We start from the raw sequence: 17,400 nt of genomic DNA, 5'->3' as shown, positions 1-17,400 counted from the left end.
AGCCTTACCAGTTGCCCGCGAGCCCTGCGGCGCGTGTGGACGGCTTGCTGAAATGCTGGGCCAGGAAATCCACAAAAGCCTTGACCCGCACCGAATGCTGGTGGCGGGCCGGGTACACCGCATGGATGTCGGCTGCCGGTGTGCGGTAGTTCTCGAGCACCTGCACCAGCCTGCCGCTGCGCAGGTATTTGGCGATGTCCCATTCGGCGCGCATCAAAATGCCGTGGCCGTCGAGCGCCCAATTCACCGCAATCTCGCCGTCGCTGGTGCTGAGGTTGCCGTGCACCTTGATGGCCTGTGTGTGCTTGCCGGACGCCAGGCGCCACATGCCGTAGGCCTCGTCGCCCTGGCGTATGCCGATGCAGTTGTGCTGCGCCAGGTCGTGCGGCACCCTGGGCGTGCCGTGGCGGGCCAGATAGGCCGGTGAAGCGCAGAGCAGGCGGCGATTCGGCGCGATCAGCCGCGCAATCACGCGGGCGTCCGGCGGTTCACCGAAACGGACACAAACATCGAAGGCGTCTTCAGTCAGCGGCGGCGGATTGACCGTGAGCTGCAACTGCACTTCCACCTCAGGATGGGCTTTCACGAAACGCGAGATCAGCGGCGCCACATGGCTGCGGCCGAAGCCTATGGTGGCGTTCACGCGCAGCAGGCCCTTGGGCGCCGCCACGGCACTGGACACCTGCTGCTCCATGTCGTCAATGTCGGCGAGGATGCGGCGCGCGTGCGTGAGGTAAATCTCGCCTTCCTGCGTGAGACTGGCGCGCCGCGTGGTGCGGCTCAGCAACTGCACCCCCAGCCTGGCCTCCATCTGTGAGAGCCGTTTGCTGATGGCTGCCGTGCTGACACCGAGCTCGCGCGCCGTGGCCGACAGGCTGCCGTAGCGCGCCAGCAGGCTGAAAAAAGCCATCTCCGAGGGGGCTGTATTGACCGGATTCATTCGTAACTTACAGTTAACAGTGATCTTACTTTAAGAGGTTTTATTGCCTGTGCCAATCGCTACAGTGAGCAAATCACAACCGAGAAAACTGAGGAACCGACATGAAGACCTACAAGATCGCCTGCATCCCCGGCGATGGCATTGGCAAGGAAGTCATACCGGCCGGCCAGCAGGTGCTGCAAGCCCTGGCCGCCGCGCAAAAAAATTTCGCCTTCAGCTTCAGTGCTTTTGATTGGGGCGGCGACTACTTCCGCCGGCACGGCATGATGATGCCGGAGGATGGCCTGGACGCGCTGCGCGACAAAGACGCCATCCTGTTTGGCTCGGCCGGCGACCCGCACATCCCCGATCACATCACGCTCTGGGGCTTGCGCCTCAAAATCTGCCAGGGCTTTGACCAGTACGCCAATGTGCGGCCCACGCGCATCCTGCCCGGCATTGACGCGCCGCTCAAGCGCTGCACACCGGAGCAACTCAACTGGGTGATCGTGCGCGAGAACTCTGAAGGTGAATATTCGGGTGTGGGCGGGCGCGCCCACCAGGGCCACCCGATCGAAGTGGCCACTGATGTGTCGATGATGACCCGCGCCGGTGTTGAACGCATCATGCGCTTTGCCTTCAGGCTCGCCCAGTCCCGCCCGCGCAAGCTGCTGACCGTGGTTACCAAGTCCAACGCCCAGCGCCATGCCATGGTGATGTGGGACGAGATCGCGCTGCAGATCAGCCGGGAGTTTCCGGACGTGACCTGGGACAAGGAACTGGTCGACGCCTGCACTGCCCGCATGGTCAATCGCCCCGCATCGCTCGACACCGTGGTCGCCACCAACCTGCACGCCGATATCCTGAGCGACCTGGCCGCTGCACTGGCTGGCAGCCTGGGCATTGCACCGACCGGCAACATCGACCCCGAGCGCCGCTTTCCGAGCATGTTCGAGCCGATTCACGGCTCGGCCTTCGACATCATGGGAAAAGGCCTGGCGAACCCTATTGGCACTTTCTGGAGTTGTGTCATGCTGCTGGAGCACCTGGGCGAAACCGGTGCGGCCGCGGTGTTGATGGCGGCGATTGAAAAGGCGACCGCGAACGCCGCCCTGCATACGCGCGACCTGGGCGGAAGCGCTACCACGGCGCAGGTCACCGAGGCCGTCTGTGCAGAGGTCGGCAGGCAGCGGCAACTGCAGGCCGCTTGAGCCTTTCAGTGAAAGCCGGTGCAACCAGGCTACGCATGACGGCGAGTTTTCCGCTTCAGAAACATTCAGGAGACACACCATGAAAGTTGAAGTGAAAAAGTGGATAGGCATTTTCTGCATGGTCGCAGTGCCCGCCGCGATGGCGCAGACTGCCGCACCCGCAGCGGGTGTGGTGTGCCCCGACAGGAACGTGCTGTACTGGCAGGCCTTTCCACCGGGTGGTGAGTCGGACCTGTCGGCGCGCCACCAGCAGGTCGTGCTCAAGAAAAAATGCCCGGCCGTCGACACCATCATCCAGTACAAGGCGGGCGCCGGCGGCGGCCTGATGTGGGGCCAGATGAACAGCCTGCCGGGCGACGGCCTCAATGTAGTGGGCATCAACCTGCCGCACATCGTGTTCCAGCCCATCGAGGGCGAGGTGCAGTACAAGACTGCCGACATCGTGCCGGTGTTCTGGTTTCACTACACCCCCGACGTGCTGGTGGTGCCCGAGAAAAGCCCGATCAAAACGTTTGCAGACTTCATCGCCGCAGCCAAAAAAGACCCCGGCAAGCTGAACCTGGGCGGCTCGGGGCTGAACTCCGCCAACCATGCGGCGCATGAGCGGCTCAACGCTGCCTTCGGCGTCAAGAGCACCTACGTGCCCTACAAGGGTACGGGCGACATGTCGATGGCCGTGATCGGCTCGCAGGTCGACGGTGCGATGACCTACACGCCGTTTGCCATCGGCAACAAGGGCAGGGTGCGCCCGCTGGCAGTCGCCATGGAAAAACGCCACCCGATGATGCCCGACGTGCCCACCTTCAGGGAGCTCGGTGTGGACTGGGTGGACGGCGCCTACCGCGGCATTGGCGTGCCCAAATCCACCCCGCTGGAGGCGCGCAGGCGCTTGTCCGACATGTGGGCCGTGCTGAACAACGACCCCGAGATGAAGGAACTCGCCGCCAAAAATGGCTTTGAACTCGTCAGCGTGGGCCTGGACCAGATGGACGGCTTCATGAAGGAGCGCATCCGTATCTACACCGAAGGTGCGAAGCGCCTGGGCCTGGGGAAAAAGTAGCTCCCGGCGCCGGTCGGTTATGGCTTCAACTCCAATGTCGGATCTTTGCCGTGAGATGAAAGTCCTGTCAGGGCCGCAAGACCGGGGCGTCAGTGGAGGCTGGTGGTGTTGGAAAGAAGGTTCAACACCACCACGCCGGCAATGATGAGCGCCATCCCCACCATGCCCCAGAGGTCAATTTTCTGCTGGTGAACGAAGAAACTGGTGATGCTGATCAGCACAATGCCCAGGCCCGACCAGATTGCGTAGGTCACGCCGGTGGGGATGGACTTCATCGTCACCGTGAGGAGATACAGTGCGGTGCCATAACCCGCGATGCTGATCAACGAGGGCACCAGGCGCGTGAAACTGTCGCTGGACTTGAGTGCCGTGGTGGCAATGACTTCGGCAACGATGGCGATGCCCAGGGCGAGGTAACCGTTCATGCTGTTTCTTCTTGGGTGGTGATGGGGCATTCTAGGCAAGCCCTGCCGGGCGCCGCCACGCAAATCCCCCAGCCGTGCCGGGTTACTGCCCGATTACCACGGCACAATCCGGGGTGGAGACATTTCAATGACTGCAGCCAAGACACCTACCCCCGGCACGCCCATCCCGGACGCCGCCACCCAGCCGCGCCAGTTCCTCGAGCACCTGTACGCCGCCGCCGTTGCGCGCGCGCTGCCGCTTGAGAACACCGCACGCTACCTGCCCAAACCGCCCACCCCCGAAAGCGGCGGCCGCACCATCGTGATCGGTGCGGGCAAGGCCGGCGGTTCCATGGCGCAGGCGGTGGAGGCACTGTGGCCCGCTGACGCACCGCTTGAAGGCCTGGTCGTGACCCGCTACCACCACATCCCGCCGCGCCCCGAGGGACTGAAACAGCGCATCGCGATTGTCGAAGCCGCGCACCCGGTGCCGGATGCGGCAGGGCTGGACGCTGCACAGCGCATCCTGGCCATGGTGCAGGGGCTGGGCAAAAACGACCTGGTGCTGTGCCTGATCTCGGGGGGCGGCTCGGCGTTGCTGACCCTGCCCGCTGAAGGCCTGACGCTGGAAGACAAGCAGCGCATCAACAAGGCACTGCTCAACAGCGGCGCCAATATTTCCGAGATGAACTGCGTGCGCAAACATCTCTCGCGCATCAAGGGCGGCCGCCTGGCCGCAGCCTGCGCGCCGGCGCGTGTGGTGACGCTGACCATCAGCGACGTGCCGGGAGACGATCCGTCCATCATCGCCAGCGGCCCGACGGTGCCCGACGCCACCAGTTGCGCCGAGGCGGTGGCCATCCTGCAGCGCTACGGCATTGAAGTGCCCGGCGCCATCATGAGCCTGCTGGAGCAGGGCGCACTCGAAACACCCAAGCCGGGCGATGCGGTCTTCCAACGCCATGAGGTGCACATGATTGCCACGCCGCAGCAAAGCCTGGAGGCCGCCGCCGCAGTAGCGCGCGCAGCCGGCCTGCAGGCGCACATCCTGAGTGACGAGATGGAAGGCGAATCCCGCGAGGTCGGCAAGGTGCATGCGGCGCTGGCCCGCGCCGTCGCATTGAAGGGGCAGCCCTTCAGCAAGCCCTGCGTGATCCTGAGCGGCGGGGAAACCACAGTGACCGTTCGCAAGCAAGCAGAAGGCACGCCGCGCGGCCGCGGAGGCCGTGCCGGCGAATTCTGCATGGGCCTGGCCTTGGCCCTGCAGGGCCAGCCGGGTGTGTATGCACTGGCGGCTGACACCGACGGCATCGACGGTGTGGAAGACAACGCGGGTGCCTATGTAGCGCCCGACACACTGCAGTACGCACTGGCCAAAGGCATGAAGCTGGACCAGTACCTGGACCGCAACGACGCCTACGGCTATTTCGAACCACTGGGCGGTCTGGTCATTCCCGGGCCCACACATACCAACGTCAATGACTTCCGGGCGCTATTGATTTTGTAGCTGCTCGCGCAGGTTCTGCCTGCGCTGCGGGCCTGTTTGGTACATAAAACAGGCAAAAGAATCCTCACACTGCCGTCAAACCACCCGTGCCGGGCGCCGCGCTGATCTCGGGCGGATGCGTGACGATGGATTTGAGTTCCGGCCGTGCCGTCTGCAAAGTTTGCAAATCGGGTTGCGGCCTGCGCAAGGTATCGCTGGCTTCAAAGACCTGTTCCAGCGCCTGGCATGCGGCCAGCAGTTGCGCATCGGCGTGCAGCCGTCCAATCACCTGCAGTCCGAAGGGCATGCCGTGTTCGTCTTTGCCGCAGGGCAGCGCGAGCGCCGGGTTGGTGGCCAGGGTCACCACATAGGTCAGGCCCAGCCAGTGGTAGTAGTTGCGCATGGCCTGGCCGTCGATGTTGCCGGCATACAGCTCCGTCCAGGGAAAGGGCGTGACCGGCGTGACGGGCGCCAGGATGATGTCGTATTGCTCGAAAGCTTTGGCAAAGCGGCGTGAAATGCGTGTTTGTTCCAGGTGCGCCCAGGCGCGGTCCGCCAGCGTGATGGCGGCCGCGATTTCCATGTTGGCGCGTACATTCGGGCCCAGGGTTTCGGGAGCGTTGCGGTAGGTGTCGGCGAATGCCGCTACAAAACTTTCTGCGCGCAGCGTGTCAAAGGCGCGGTCGGCATCGCCCAATTCAAGGTCTATCGGCTCGCAGCTCGCTACCAGCGGCCGGACGGCTTCCACGCGCTGGCGGAACACGCGCCGGATTTCCGGGTCCACGATGCACATGCCAAAGTCTTCCGTGGTGCCCACACGCAAGGTGGAAAGGTCCACCTGCTTCAAGGGCCAGAACGTGGAGGCATCCACCGGGTAGGAAAGCGGGTCGCGTGCGTTCGCGCCCACGCTGGCGGCAAAGAGCAGCGCCGTATCGGCCACGTTGCGCCCCATCGGCCCCAGCACGGAGATGACAGACCAGCCCAGCGGCCGGGCGTCGTTGGCCACCAGTCCGGGCGAAGGCCGCAGGCCGACCACACCGCAGAGCGAAGCCGGGATACGCAGCGAGCCCCCGGTGTCGGAGCCGGTGCAGATCGGCAGCATGCCGGCTGCCAGCGCCGCAGCCGAACCGCCGGAAGAGCCGCCGGCATTGAGCGTGGGGTTGAACGGGTTGCCCGTCGCGCCCCACACCGGGTTGCGTGAGTTGGCGCCGGCGCCCATGTCGGGCACATTGGTCTTGGCCGTGACGATGGCGCCGGCCCCGCGCAGTTTGGCCACCAGCGCGTTGTCTTTGGCCGGCACGTTGCCGCGAAGTCCTATGTTGCCGTAGGTGGTGAGCAGGCCCGCGGTGTCCTGCAGATCCTTCACCCCCAGCGGCAGTCCGTGCAAAGGGCCCAGCGGCCCGCCGCGCATCACTTGCGCTTCGGCTTCGCGTGCACCCTCGCACGCGCGCGTGAAGTCGGTCGCGCAGATCGCGTTAATGGCGGGGTTGAGGCGTTCGATGCGGTCTATGCAGGCGTCCATCAGCTCCACCGGCGATACCTCGCGGCTGGCGATCAGGCTGCGGAGTTCAACGGCGGAGATGTCTGGAAGGGTGGAGTGCATATCAATGTCTTGTGTCGAAGGAAATGGTCATGTTCCGCCGCCGGGCCGCCCCAAGGCGGAACGCGCCCCCTCGGGGGGGCAGCGAAGCACACGAAGTGGCGAGCGTGGGGGCCAGGTCTCGCCGCCGGGCCGCCCCAAGGCGGAACGCGCCCCCTCGGGGGGGCAGCGAAGCACACGAAGTGGCGAGCGTGGGGGCCAGGTCTCGCCGCCGGGCCGCCCCAAGGCGGAACGCGCCCCCTCGGGGGGGGCAGCGAAGCACACGAAGTGGCGAGCGTGGGGGCCGTCATGACTAATCTGTTTTGATCTGGGAGCGTTCGGCCAGCGCCTTCATGCGCGCGATCTCGGCCGTCACCAAGCCGGACCAGTCGGGAACCGCGGTATAGCCGGGTTCGAAGCCGGCGGCCTTGAGCTTGTCCAGTGTTTCGGTGCTGGCCATCACCGTGGCCAGGGCCTTTTCCAGCCGTGCCTTGACGGGCGCCGGCAAGCCCTTGGGCGCCACCACGGCCAGCCAGGCGTTCATGTCGACGGCCGGGTAGCCGGCCTCGGCCATGGTCGGCACATTCGGCAGCAGGGCCGAGCGCTTGTTCATGGCCACGGCCAGCACGCGGATCTTGCCGGACTTGAGTTGCTGCGATGCGGCGACCACGGTGTCGAAAGACACCGGGATTTGGCCGCCGATCAGATCGGTCATCAGGGGGCCGGAGCCTTTGTAGGGCACATGCGTCATCTTCAGGCCCGTGGCCGTATTGAACATCGCGCCGGCGAAGTTGGAACTGGTGCCGTTGCCGAAGCTGCCGTACAGGTATTTGTCCGGATTGGCCTTGGCCGCCGCGACGAACTGGTGCACGTCGGTGGCCGTGACCGACGGGTTCACCAGCATGGCCAGCGCCACCGAGCCCACCATGCCTATCGCCTCAAAGCCCTTGGCCGGGTCATAAGACAGCTTGGGTTGCAGCGCCGGGTTCAGCGTGAAGGTGGAGTTGGAGCTCACGAGCAGGGTGTAGCCATCGGGCTTGGCGTTGGCCACTGCGGCGGCGCCTATGGCGGTGCCGGCGCCCGGCTTGTTTTCAACCACCACGGGCTGGCCCAACTGGTCACCCAGGGCTTTGCCAAGGATGCGCGCCAGCACGTCGGCCGCGCCGCCGGCAGGGAAGGGCGCGACCAGCGTCACCGGACGCTCAGGAAAATCGGCGGCATGGGCGGGTCCAACCATGGCGGCAAGCCCGCAGGAAAAGAAGGCGCTGGCGATCAGCGTGCGGCGCATTGCTTTAAAGGACATGTGTTGCATGGTAGGCCTCGTTGAAGATTGGATCAATCGGAAGTGGGGATGCGGGAGTGTGGGGAAGGGGCGATTCTGAAAGGTGGCCGCAGGATTAACGCAACCGAGCAGGTGACAGCCTGGACGCATCAACGCCTTGCTGGTGCAGCTCTTCAGGCAGCGCCGCCTGGCGGATCAGCGCATCGGCCAGCGCACTTGCACCTGCCGCGCTCTGGATGCCGTAGCCGCCCTGCGCCGCGAGCCAGAAAAAACCGGGGCAGGCGTTGTCATGGCCAATCACCATTTCCCCGTCGGGTACAAAAGAGCGCAGGCCGGCCCATGTACTGGAAGGGCGGCGGATCGTCAGTGTCGACACGCTTTCGATCTGGTGGATACCCATGGCAATGTCCAGCTCTTCAGGAACCACGTCGTGCGGAACCGTCGGATCCGCATTGGCGGGCGAGCCTAGCAGCTGCCCGGCATCGGGCTTGAAGTAGTAGCTTTCATCCACACCCACCACGGCGGGCCAGTGTGAGGCGTCCATGCCCTCGGGCGCCTTGAAGGTAAAGGCGCTGCGCCGGTGCGGCACCAGGCCGATGGGCTGTGCGCCAAACATGGCGGCCAGCTCGTCAGCCCAGGCGCCTGCGGCATTCACCACGGTTTTGGCGCGCAGCGTCTCGCCGTCGCTGAATTGCAGGGTCCAGCGCTGTCCGTCATGCGTGGCCTGTGTCAGTGTGGCGGCGGTTCGCAGCTCTCCGTCGGTACCGGCCTTCTGGCGAAAGCCGCGCAGAAAGCCCTGATGCAGTGCATGCACATCCATGTCCTGCGCACCTGCGTCGTACAGCGCGCCGTGCACCACATCGGGCCGCAAGCAGGGCACATGGGCCAGCGTGGTGCCGGCGTCCAGCGTCACCAGGCCGGGGCAGCTTGCGGACAGTTCCTGGCGGGTGTGCGCCAGTTCTTCTTCCTGGCCGTGCGTGGCAAGGTAAAGCACGCCCCGGGGCTGTATCAGCGCCGGGTGAAACCCTTCCGGCGGCCGTTCGTAAAACCCGCGGCTGGCACGCGTCAGCGCCCGCACCATGGGCGGGCCATAGGTTTCCATGAACATGGCTGCTGACCGGCCGGTGGAGTGAAACCCCGGCTGGGATTCACGTTCGACGAGCGCAACGCTGCGTTGCCCGGCCAGGCGCCAGGCCAAAGATGCGCCCGCAATGCCGGCGCCGAAGATCAGGATGTCAAATTCTCTCATTTGAGAATTCTCACATGCGAGAATCGTGCCTGTCCAGCCCATTTACCGGGATTTTTCGAAAAAAGGGAAAACACCATGCCTGCACGCCCCGCCCGCAACCCTGCCGCCCCCCCCGAGGCGGACCGGGTGCGGCTCGGCCTGAGCCTGCGCGGGCACCGCAAGGTGCGGCGGCTGACGCTCAAGGACCTGTCCGGCCGTTCCGGCGTCGCGCTGTCCACGCTATCCAAGATGGAGCTGGGCCAGATTTCGGTCAGCTATGAAAAGCTGGCCGCCGTGGCGCGGGCGCTGTCGCTGGACGTGGGGCAACTGCTGGACGCGCGGGCCGCGGCGCCTCCGCCGGGCGCGGCGACGCCCGTGGTGGTGTGGTCCGAAGCAGGCGGTGCGCCGGCCTACAGCTCGGGCAACTATGACTACGGCGCGCTGGCCGCGGGTTTTCCGGGCAAGCGCATGACGCCGATGCACGGCCGCATTGTGGCGCGCAGCCGCAGCCAGTTCCCCGATTTCATCCGCCACGCAGGGCAGGAGTTCGTGATTGTGCTGTCGGGCCGCGTGCGCATCGAGTTCGAGACCGGTGAAGTCATCGAAGTGGGGCGCCATGAGTCGGCCTATTTCGACAGCGGCGTGGGCCACATCTACCTTTCACTGGGCCGCAGCGATGCGCAGGTGCTGGTGGTGATGAGCGAATAGGGCTGCCTGGCCTTGTGTCTCGGGTCTGTACCCGGGTTCAGGTCGACAGCTTCTCCCAGGTCAGGTCAAATTTCAGCAGATATTTGCGCAACCGGTCCGCATCGTTCACCACGCTGCGCTGGGTGCGCGATACATTGAAGAGTGCCCGCCCGGCGTCGCTGAGCGAGGCGCTTTTGCGGCAGACCTCAATCACGGCTTGAAGCTGCAGCTGTTCAAAATAGTCAAGTGTGTCCGCGGCGTCTCCCATTAATTCGGTGAGTGAGGCAGCGCCGCCGCTGGCTTCCTGTTCGGTGGCCTGCCATTGCCAGCGTAGCCGCGCGATCTCGGCCTCCACCAGGCTCGCGCCGATGCGGCCGTTGTCGCCCAACGTGGCAAGGCGGGTGATGGATGCGCTCAAGTCGCGAAAATTGCCGGCCCAGATGGCCTCGCCCGATTGTGCAAATCGCAGGTAGGCTGCGCGGGCTTCGGCGGTCATGCGGGTTTTCCTGCCCAGATCTTCGGAGGCGAGCATGAGTTGGTGGTCCATGTTGGGCTCGATATCCTCCCGGCGCTGGCTGAGGCCGGGCAGGGTGTAAGTCCACAGATTGATACGCGCAAAAAGGTCCTCGCGGAAGCGCCCGCGGGCCACTTCCAGACGCAAGTCCTTGTTGGTGCCGGCGATCAGCTGGAAGCTGCTTTCGACTTCTTTGTCGGCGCCTACGGGCAGGAAGCGCTTTTCTTCCACGGCCTTGAGCAGCATGGCCTGCTCGTCCAGGCCCAGCTCGCCAATCTCGTCAAGAAACAGCACGCCCTTGTCGGCGGTGCGCAGCAGGCCGGGACGGTCATTGGCCGCCCCGGTGAACGCCCCTTTCTTGTGGCCGAACAGCGTGGAGCCCGCACCGTCGCCGTGCAGCGTCGCGCAGTTCACGTCGACAAAGCTGCCGCTGACCTGGTGGCGTGACTTTTTGAGCTCGAAGATGCGCCGCGCCAGCATCGACTTGCCCGCGCCGGTCGGTCCGGTCAGCAGGATGGGCGCCTTGCTCTGGATGGCGATGTGTTCGATTTCCTCGATCAACTTGTTGAAGCGGGGGTTGCGTGTGGCGATGCCGCTTTTGAGAAAGGACACTGCATCTTGCTGCGCCACCGCAAGCCGCGTGTTGATCGCGTCATACCGCGAGAGATCCAGGTCAATCAGTTCATAGCTGCCCACACCCTGGCCTTGCCGCCCCCTGGGCGGCGCCGTCTGCAACAGAACGCCGGGAATGAAGCGCGCCTCGACCAGCAGGAACAGGCAGATCTGTGCTACATGGGTGCCGGTGGTGATGTGCGCCCAGTACTCTTCGCGCTCGGTGTCGAAGGCGTAGGCGCGCATCCAGTCATACAGCGCGCCATAGACCTCGCCGAAATCCCAGGGGTTGGCCAGATTCATCTCGACCAGGCGAACCTCGGTGCCGGGCGAGAGCTGAATCACGTCATCGCGCACGCGTTCGGCCAGCGCCTTGTTGCGCACGTCGTGCATCAACTCCAGCCTGTCGACGATCAGGTCCTCATGCTGTGCGATCGACACCGTCGGTCGCCATTTCTCCCAACGCGAAGCACTCAGGCCTGAATCCAGTTGGGTACCCAGGAAACCCATCACCACTTTTCTCTTCATATTTCTAATGTACTAGCTTTAAAGCTAAGTATGGCGAAATTTAAAGAAGGAAAGTTGACCTGTTAACTGCTCTATAGAGGGAAAATAATTAATGAAATCAACAATCTTTTAAGCGCGACCAGCGAGCCGCGCAAGCCTGGCACGTTGCCTGCAATAAAGAAGGTGTCAGATGAGAAAGTTGTTCGCTCACAAGCAGGGGTTTCCGGGAAACCGGGCCCCGCTGGTGCAGGAAGGCCCGGGTTGCCCTAGGTCTCCTGTATGCCGCGGCAACGAATGCGCTGGCACCAAGGCATGTGGTCAAGGGGCGGCTCAGGTAGAGGAGCCGCCCCGACAGGTTCGATTCCTGATGCCTAAATTCTGTAGCTCAGAAGGTAGAGCACCGTGTTTTTAACGCGACTGTCGCGGGTTCGAATCCCGCCTAACGCTGACGTAAAAAATCAGCTTACTTGGAAGTTAGTAGAACGTGCCGCGAGTGGGAAAAGTGGATGCAGGCTGCAACGGGAAACCGCGGCAGTGTGCAGGGCCAGCACCCACCGGCAACAGTTGCCAGTGCGAAGGTACTGCGACACCGGACAGTGAAGACGCCGGACGTGACATCGAGAGATCTCATGGCCAGGCCCCTCACCTGAAAGTGCCTGCACCCCGAGTCCGCGGCTGTTGCTGATGCGGACTATGTTTTTGTTGAATGAAAAAGAACAACGAAGAAAACGAAAAAGAAAACGGAGAAGAAAATGTTTGGAATAAAGCAATACAAGATCAAGAAAAACGAACGCGGCCTGTTGCTGCGCAACGGCGATTTCGAGCGCGTGCTGCAGCCCGGTAAACACTGGGTGTATGCCGGCGCCGACCAGGTCCGGGTGGAAACGTTCGCCATGGAGCAGGCGGCTTTCACGCACGGCCTTGCTGACTACTTCATGGCCAAAGAGCCGGCGGTGGTGGCGCAAGAGTTTGTGCTGGCTGCGCTGTCGGATTCGCAGGCAGGCCTGCGCTATGAGAACGGCTTGCTGGTCGAAGTGCTGGCGCCCGCAACCCGCAAGCTCTACTGGAAGGGCCTGAACGACATCCGTATCGACGTGGTCGATATCGACCAGGGCGTGGCGAACAGCGAAAAGCTGCCCGCCGGCCTCGTGGCCACACTGGGCCAAACGCAATTGCGCCAGCGCCCGGTGAAGGGCCTGGAGGGCGTGCTGCTGGTGCAGGTGCCCGACTTTCACGCCGGTGTGCTGACGCTGGACGGCAAGGTGACCGGGTTGCTCGGCGCCGGTGCGTATGGCTTCTGGCGCTACGGCCGCAAGGTCGAAGTCGAATGCATTGACCTGCGTTCGCAGGCGCTGGAAGTCAGCGGGCAGGAAATCCTCACCCGCGACAAGGTGAGCCTGCGCCTGAACCTGTCGGCTACCTGGCGTTATGACGATCTGCTGAAGGCCTTTGCCCAGTGGGGCAAGCCGTCCGAACAGATCTACCGCGAACTGCAACTGGGCCTGCGCGCGGCCGTAGGGACCCGCACGCTCGACGAGCTGCTGGAGAACAAGGCCGCGCTGGACGAGATCATTGCCGGGCACACCCGTGAACGGCTGGCGGGCGCCGGCCTGAAGCTGGAAAGCCTGGGTGTGAAAGACATCATCCTGCCCGGTGAGATGAAAACCATCTTGTCGCAAGTTGTGGAGGCCGAGAAGGCGGCCCAGGCCAACGCGATTCGCCGTCGTGAAGAAACCGCGGCAACGCGCTCGCTGCTCAACACGGCCAAGATCATGGAAGACAACCCGATTGTCCTGCGCATGAAGGAGCTGGAGACGCTGGAGCGTGTGGCCGAACGCATCGACAAGATCTCCGTATTCGGAGGTCTGGACCAAGTGCTCAACGGGCTTGTGAAGCTGCGTTGAGCGTTATTGAAAAGAGGATAAAGGGCGCGCTGGCACAGAAGGGAGCGCCACTGCCAAAAATGTTGATATTGCCGGCAGGCCGGGTAACACCGGGTGCGGCGGGAAAGCCGGTTGACGGGCAAGGTTGAGGATGCAGGTGCTGGCTCCGATGACGGGTCTGTCACTGGCGCGCGTTTCCAACCGTCAGCTGGGCCACAGGCGTCAAACACCGTGGTCGCCGTATTGATGCGGGTTCGAATCCCGCCGCGTCCACCATTGAAAATAGAGATCATGAAAAATCGAAAATTGACTCCCAAAGAAAAGCGACAGGCAAAGGAATCTGCGGTGCTGACCGCGGAGACCGTTGGCCTGGACCCCGTGCTGTACGCGGCGGCTTTGCGCTATCTTTTTGACCGGCCTGTACCTTCGGCAAACGAGCAAGAGTGGTACTGGAATATCGATGAGCCCGAGTTTGCCGCCACACCACTGGAGTGGACGCGCATCCAGACCGTGCTGTTTGCCAATGCGGGTGCCGACCTGGTTCCGTATAGCAACCAACAAGTGGGCATGGGCCTTAACCATGTGATGAGCAACAACGCGGGAAATATTCCACATATGGCAAACGACCCTTCGGTACCTCTGGCCGACGCCATGCAGATGATGCGGGCCTTTCCTTCCTTGTGGAGGGACTGCATAGGACCGCGACTGGACCCTGCAGAGGCAACGGAAGATGCCAGCGGCGTCACTCGCCTGGACTTTGTGTGCCATATGTGGTTTGACGTGTGGCCGACTTTTTGGAATGCAAAACACATTCCGGAGTGGCGCGACGCCGTGTGGCATGTGTTGTGCGAAATGCTGGATATGCCCTTTCGCGAAGTACAAAGATCCGCATTGCACGGAATTGGCCACACGGTGCATGACCTACAACGCAAGGAAGCTATCGACCAGCGCATTGCGCGCTTTATCACCACCGTGGCTAACGACGCCGAACTGGTGAATTACGCCCGTGCCGCCGCGGACGGTATGGTGCAATGAATTCAGAATAACGAACAAAAATCGAGAAAGAAGAAAAACAATGAACTACCAACAACACGAAGTCACCGGCGGTGTGCCGGTAAAAATGTGGACCAACGGTGTGCCGGTGGAAGCGCAGGCACTCAAGCAGCTGGAGAATTCCGCACGCCTGCCCATTGTGTTCAAGCACGTCGCGGTAATGCCCGACGTGCACTACGGCCTGGGCGCGACCATCGGCAGCGTGATCCCGACCTTCAAGGCGATCATTCCGGCCGCGGTCGGTGTGGATATCGGCTGCGGCATGATGGCCTGCAAGACCACGCTGCGCGCCGAAGACCTGCCCGACAACCTGGGCCCGCTACGCACGGAGATCGAGAAGGCCGTGCCGCACGGCTCGGCGCCCAAGACCTACCGTAGGAACGGTTCGGTGCGCGAGGTGGGTGCCTGGACGAACCCACCCAGCGCGGCTGATGCGGCCTGGGGGCAACTGGTCGATGAATTCGAGGCCATCTGCCTGGACTACCCGCGCCTGAAGAACACCAACAACCACCGCCACATGGGAACGCTGGGCGGTGGCAACCACTTTGTCGAAGTCTGCCTCGACGAAAGCGGCGGGGTGTGGATCATGCTGCACAGCGGTTCGCGCGGGGTGGGTAACGCCATCGGCACGCACTTCATCGAGCTCGCGAAGAAAGACGCCGAGCTGCATCAGCGCAACCTGCCGGACAAAGACCTGGCTTACCTTGAAGAAGGTTCGCAGTACTTTGGCGACTATGTGCGCGGCGTGGGCTGGGCGCAGAAGTTCGCGCGCCTGAACCGCGAGGTGATGATGCAGGCCGCCATCGGCGCGCTGCGCAAGGTGATCAGCAAGCCGTTTGAGACGCACCTGGAGGCGGTGAACTGCCACCACAACTATGTGCAGAAAGAAACGCACTTTGGGCAGGAAGTGTTTGTGACCCGCAAGGGCGCCGTGAGCGCCAAGGCGGGAGAGCTCGGGATCATTCCCGGCAGCATGGGCGCCAAGAGCTTCATCGTGCGCGGCAAGGGCAACCCTGACAGCTTCATGAGTTGCAGCCACGGGGCGGGTCGCACCATGAGCCGCACCCAGGCCAAGAAGCAGTTCACGGTGGACGACCAGATCAAGGCCACCGAAGGTGTTGAGTGCCGCAAGGACGCCGACGTGATCGACGAGATTCCGATGGCCTACAAGGACATCGATGCCGTGATGCTGGCGCAGAGCGACCTGGTGGAAGTGGTTTACACGCTCAAGCAGGTGGTTTGTGTCAAAGGATGAGGGAGGGGGTCAAAAGGACAAGGCTCTGCAGGCATTGTCCGGTCCTGCCCTGACGGCGCTTCGGGAAAAACTTGCCGAAGCTGGTTGCGTATTTGATTTTGCTGTTTACACGCTGGAGAAAGGCATTGATCCTTCTGCGGCGCTGCATCGGTGCGCGCTGGAGCTGCTGTTCGCGGACGTACGGGAGCAATGGTTGGTAAACCACCAGGAGGCCATCAAAAAATTTCCGCAATTTAGTGCGTCGAATTTTCATCAGCTCGACTACGACTGTGCCGCTGCGAGTCCGGAAATTTTGCCGGTGGAAAAAGTACGGGACCTCTTTTCCTGCGCGGCGCATCCAGCCGGTGCGTCTTGTTTGTTTTTGAGTTTTAGTGACCCACCCTACGGTTTCATGAAAGATGCTGACGCGAAGGCGCTGTTTGACCAGTGGTGTCAAATTTTGGGTTTGATACCTGACCATCTTCCTGAGGTGATCGACTGGGTTGGTGACCCCGACCTTGAGCCATCGCGCAGCGAATGGAGTAACTATTTTGAAGCCGGAAAAGAGTGGTGGGGCATCTGGTGCCTGACCATTTGGAATCCCGTTACCCGGACACTGGGTGTCCTGGCCGCCAGCGCCACTGACTGATGAAAGAAGAAGAAAAATGATTGAACTCGATGGCTCGCAAGGCGAAGGCGGCGGGCAGATATTACGCACCGCGCTGGCCCTCAGCTTGGTGACGGGCAAGCCGTTTCGCATGAACAACATCCGTGCGAAGCGGCCCAAGCCCGGCTTGATGCGCCAGCACCTGGCTTGCGTGAACGCGGCTGTGGCTGTGGGCGGCGGTGTGGACCAGACTTCTGCCGTCAATGCTACCGGCCAGGCCGTGCAGATTGGCGAAACCACGTTGCTGTTCACGCCCGGTGAGGTGTGCGCGGGCGACTACGAGTTTGCGGTCGGCTCGGCGGGCAGCTGCATGCTGGTGCTGCAAACCGTGCTGTGGCCGCTGCTCCAGGCCAAGGCGGCTTCGACGCTGCTGCTCAGCGGCGGCACGCACAACCCAATGGCGCCGTCGTGTTCCTTTCTGACCGCGCTGGCGCCTTATTTCGCCGGCAGCGGCGAGGCGCTGTTTGACATTGAACTGCGCCGCCACGGTTTCTACCCGGCGGGAGGCGGGGAGGCGCGCGTGCGCCTGAACCCGCCCGCGCAGGGCTTTTCGGCCATTCACCTCATGGAGCGCGGCGCGTTGCTGGAGGCTTATGCCGAATGCCTGCACGCTGGCCTGCCCAGAGGCGTGGCTGAGCGTGAGCTGGACGTGCTGCGCAAGGGGCTGGGTTGGGAAGAAGGCTGCCTGCGCGACCGCGGGCTGCGCAGTAACGAAGGGCCAGGCAATGCGCTACTGGCTGTCCTGCGCTATGAGCACATCACCGAGGTCTTTGCGGCCTATGGCGAAAAGAGCGTGAGTGCCGAGCAGGTTGCCCGCCGTGTGCTGCAGGAAGTGAAGGATTACCAGGCACACGAGGCGCCGGTAGGCCCGCACCTGGCGGACCAGCTGATGATTCCCCTGGCACTGGCGGGCCTGCAGGGACGGATGGGTCGCTATTGGGCGACGGAGCTGACCGAGCACACCCGCACCAATGCGCGGACCATCGAAGCCTTCCTGCCTGTGAAGTTCTCATGCGAGCCATGCGGTGGCGGAACGGTGATTTCGCTGCAGATGTGATGAATGGCCGGGTCATT

General features: G+C 63.0%; 14 protein-coding genes and 1 pseudogene. 9 read left to right on the top strand and 6 right to left on the bottom strand.

Features of this window, described 5'->3' with window-relative positions:
* Nucleotides 1-4: 4 nt before the first annotated feature.
* Complete coding sequence (locus AC1D1J_RS07215) at nt 5-940, bottom strand: LysR family transcriptional regulator (RefSeq protein WP_477694269.1); 936 nt, start codon at nt 938-940, stop codon at nt 5-7.
* A gap of 101 nt (nt 941-1,041) precedes the next feature.
* On the opposite strand from AC1D1J_RS07215, the gene AC1D1J_RS07210 reads away from it, so the two are divergent.
* Entirely contained in the window at nt 1,042-2,130 is a 1,089-nt protein-coding gene (locus AC1D1J_RS07210; protein ID WP_457279828.1) for a tartrate dehydrogenase, read from the top strand.
* Nucleotides 2,131-2,209: 79 nt separating this feature from the next.
* Complete coding sequence (locus tag AC1D1J_RS07205; protein WP_477665499.1) at nt 2,210-3,190, top strand: tripartite tricarboxylate transporter substrate binding protein; 981 nt, start codon at nt 2,210-2,212, stop codon at nt 3,188-3,190.
* 89 nt (nt 3,191-3,279) lie between these two features.
* Here the strand turns inward: AC1D1J_RS07205 and AC1D1J_RS07200 are convergent, their stop codons facing one another.
* Nucleotides 3,280-3,615, bottom strand: coding sequence for a DMT family transporter (locus AC1D1J_RS07200; protein WP_477694268.1), 336 nt, complete (start codon nt 3,613-3,615; stop codon nt 3,280-3,282).
* Between the two features lie 127 nt (nt 3,616-3,742).
* On the opposite strand from AC1D1J_RS07200, the gene AC1D1J_RS07195 reads away from it, so the two are divergent.
* Complete coding sequence (locus tag AC1D1J_RS07195) at nt 3,743-5,101, top strand: glycerate kinase type-2 family protein (RefSeq protein ID WP_477694267.1); 1,359 nt, start codon at nt 3,743-3,745, stop codon at nt 5,099-5,101.
* Between the two features lie 64 nt (nt 5,102-5,165).
* On the opposite strand, the gene AC1D1J_RS07190 is transcribed toward AC1D1J_RS07195, so the two are convergent.
* The 3 genes from AC1D1J_RS07190 to AC1D1J_RS07180 all read right to left on the bottom strand — a co-directional run bounded on the left by AC1D1J_RS07190 (nt 5,166) and on the right by AC1D1J_RS07180 (nt 9,190).
* The gene (locus AC1D1J_RS07190; RefSeq protein WP_477694266.1) at nt 5,166-6,683 is read right to left on the bottom strand and encodes an amidase; all 1,518 of its coding nucleotides are present in this window, start codon (nt 6,681-6,683) and stop codon (nt 5,166-5,168) included.
* A gap of 289 nt (nt 6,684-6,972) precedes the next feature.
* On the bottom strand, nt 6,973-7,971 hold the full coding sequence (locus AC1D1J_RS07185) for a Bug family tripartite tricarboxylate transporter substrate binding protein (protein WP_477694265.1): 999 nt from the start codon (nt 7,969-7,971) through the stop codon (nt 6,973-6,975).
* Nucleotides 7,972-8,056: 85 nt separating this feature from the next.
* Nucleotides 8,057-9,190, bottom strand: a complete 1,134-nt coding sequence (locus AC1D1J_RS07180; RefSeq protein WP_477694264.1) for an NAD(P)/FAD-dependent oxidoreductase — start codon at nt 9,188-9,190, stop codon at nt 8,057-8,059.
* A gap of 75 nt (nt 9,191-9,265) precedes the next feature.
* Here AC1D1J_RS07180 and AC1D1J_RS07175 point away from each other — a divergent pair, with 75 nt between their 5' ends.
* A complete protein-coding gene (locus tag AC1D1J_RS07175) occupies nt 9,266-9,877 on the top strand; it encodes a helix-turn-helix domain-containing protein (RefSeq protein ID WP_477694263.1) in 612 nt (203 codons plus the stop codon).
* Nucleotides 9,878-9,980: 103 nt separating this feature from the next.
* Here the strand turns inward: AC1D1J_RS07175 and rtcR are convergent.
* Nucleotides 9,981-11,492, bottom strand: a pseudogene (rtcR, locus tag AC1D1J_RS07170) (RNA repair transcriptional activator RtcR); the annotation flags it as partial.
* Between the two features lie 749 nt (nt 11,493-12,241).
* On the opposite strand from rtcR, the gene AC1D1J_RS07165 reads away from it, so the two are divergent.
* From AC1D1J_RS07165 to rtcA, 5 genes are all read left to right on the top strand, one after another.
* Nucleotides 12,242-13,393, top strand: a complete 1,152-nt coding sequence (locus AC1D1J_RS07165; RefSeq protein ID WP_477688377.1) for a slipin family protein — start codon at nt 12,242-12,244, stop codon at nt 13,391-13,393.
* A 210-nt stretch (nt 13,394-13,603) separates the two neighbouring features.
* Nucleotides 13,604-14,407 carry a hypothetical protein gene (locus tag AC1D1J_RS07160; protein WP_477694262.1) on the top strand — a complete coding sequence of 268 codons (804 nt, stop codon included), beginning with the start codon at nt 13,604-13,606 and terminating at the stop codon, nt 14,405-14,407.
* Nucleotides 14,408-14,447: 40 nt separating this feature from the next.
* Complete coding sequence (locus AC1D1J_RS07155) at nt 14,448-15,680, top strand: RtcB family protein (protein ID WP_477694261.1); 1,233 nt, start codon at nt 14,448-14,450, stop codon at nt 15,678-15,680.
* On the top strand, nt 15,667-16,308 hold the full coding sequence (locus AC1D1J_RS07150; RefSeq protein ID WP_477694260.1) for a hypothetical protein: 642 nt from the start codon (nt 15,667-15,669) through the stop codon (nt 16,306-16,308). The genes AC1D1J_RS07155 and AC1D1J_RS07150 overlap by 14 nt, the downstream gene beginning before the upstream one ends.
* Before the next feature lie 16 nt (nt 16,309-16,324).
* On the top strand, nt 16,325-17,383 hold the full coding sequence (gene rtcA / locus AC1D1J_RS07145) for an RNA 3'-terminal phosphate cyclase (RefSeq protein WP_477688372.1): 1,059 nt from the start codon (nt 16,325-16,327) through the stop codon (nt 17,381-17,383).
* Nucleotides 17,384-17,400: the final 17 nt, after the last annotated feature.

The organism is Polaromonas sp. P1_F8, from assembly GCF_056405635.1.
Note: the sequence above shows the minus strand (reverse complement) of the source record. Positions and strands in the feature narration are given on the sequence as shown.

What these genes read in the sequence shown, in the direction of transcription:
- AC1D1J_RS07215 (WP_477694269.1), bottom strand. Translation starts at nt 940, where the DNA reads ATGAATCCGGTCAATACAGCCCCCTCGGAGATGGCTTTTTTCAGCCTG.
- AC1D1J_RS07180 (WP_477694264.1), bottom strand. Translation starts at nt 9,190, where the DNA reads ATGAGAGAATTTGACATCCTGATCTTCGGCGCCGGCATTGCGGGCGCA.
- AC1D1J_RS07210 (WP_457279828.1), top strand. Translation starts at nt 1,042, where the DNA reads ATGAAGACCTACAAGATCGCCTGCATCCCCGGCGATGGCATTGGCAAG.
- AC1D1J_RS07190 (WP_477694266.1), bottom strand. Translation starts at nt 6,683, where the DNA reads ATGCACTCCACCCTTCCAGACATCTCCGCCGTTGAACTCCGCAGCCTG.
- AC1D1J_RS07195 (WP_477694267.1), top strand. Translation starts at nt 3,743, where the DNA reads ATGACTGCAGCCAAGACACCTACCCCCGGCACGCCCATCCCGGACGCC.
- AC1D1J_RS07165 (WP_477688377.1), top strand. Translation starts at nt 12,242, where the DNA reads ATGTTTGGAATAAAGCAATACAAGATCAAGAAAAACGAACGCGGCCTG.
- rtcA (WP_477688372.1), top strand. Translation starts at nt 16,325, where the DNA reads ATGATTGAACTCGATGGCTCGCAAGGCGAAGGCGGCGGGCAGATATTA.
- AC1D1J_RS07185 (WP_477694265.1), bottom strand. Translation starts at nt 7,971, where the DNA reads ATGCAACACATGTCCTTTAAAGCAATGCGCCGCACGCTGATCGCCAGC.
- AC1D1J_RS07175 (WP_477694263.1), top strand. Translation starts at nt 9,266, where the DNA reads ATGCCTGCACGCCCCGCCCGCAACCCTGCCGCCCCCCCCGAGGCGGAC.
- AC1D1J_RS07200 (WP_477694268.1), bottom strand. Translation starts at nt 3,615, where the DNA reads ATGAACGGTTACCTCGCCCTGGGCATCGCCATCGTTGCCGAAGTCATT.
- AC1D1J_RS07155 (WP_477694261.1), top strand. Translation starts at nt 14,448, where the DNA reads ATGAACTACCAACAACACGAAGTCACCGGCGGTGTGCCGGTAAAAATG.
- AC1D1J_RS07205 (WP_477665499.1), top strand. Translation starts at nt 2,210, where the DNA reads ATGAAAGTTGAAGTGAAAAAGTGGATAGGCATTTTCTGCATGGTCGCA.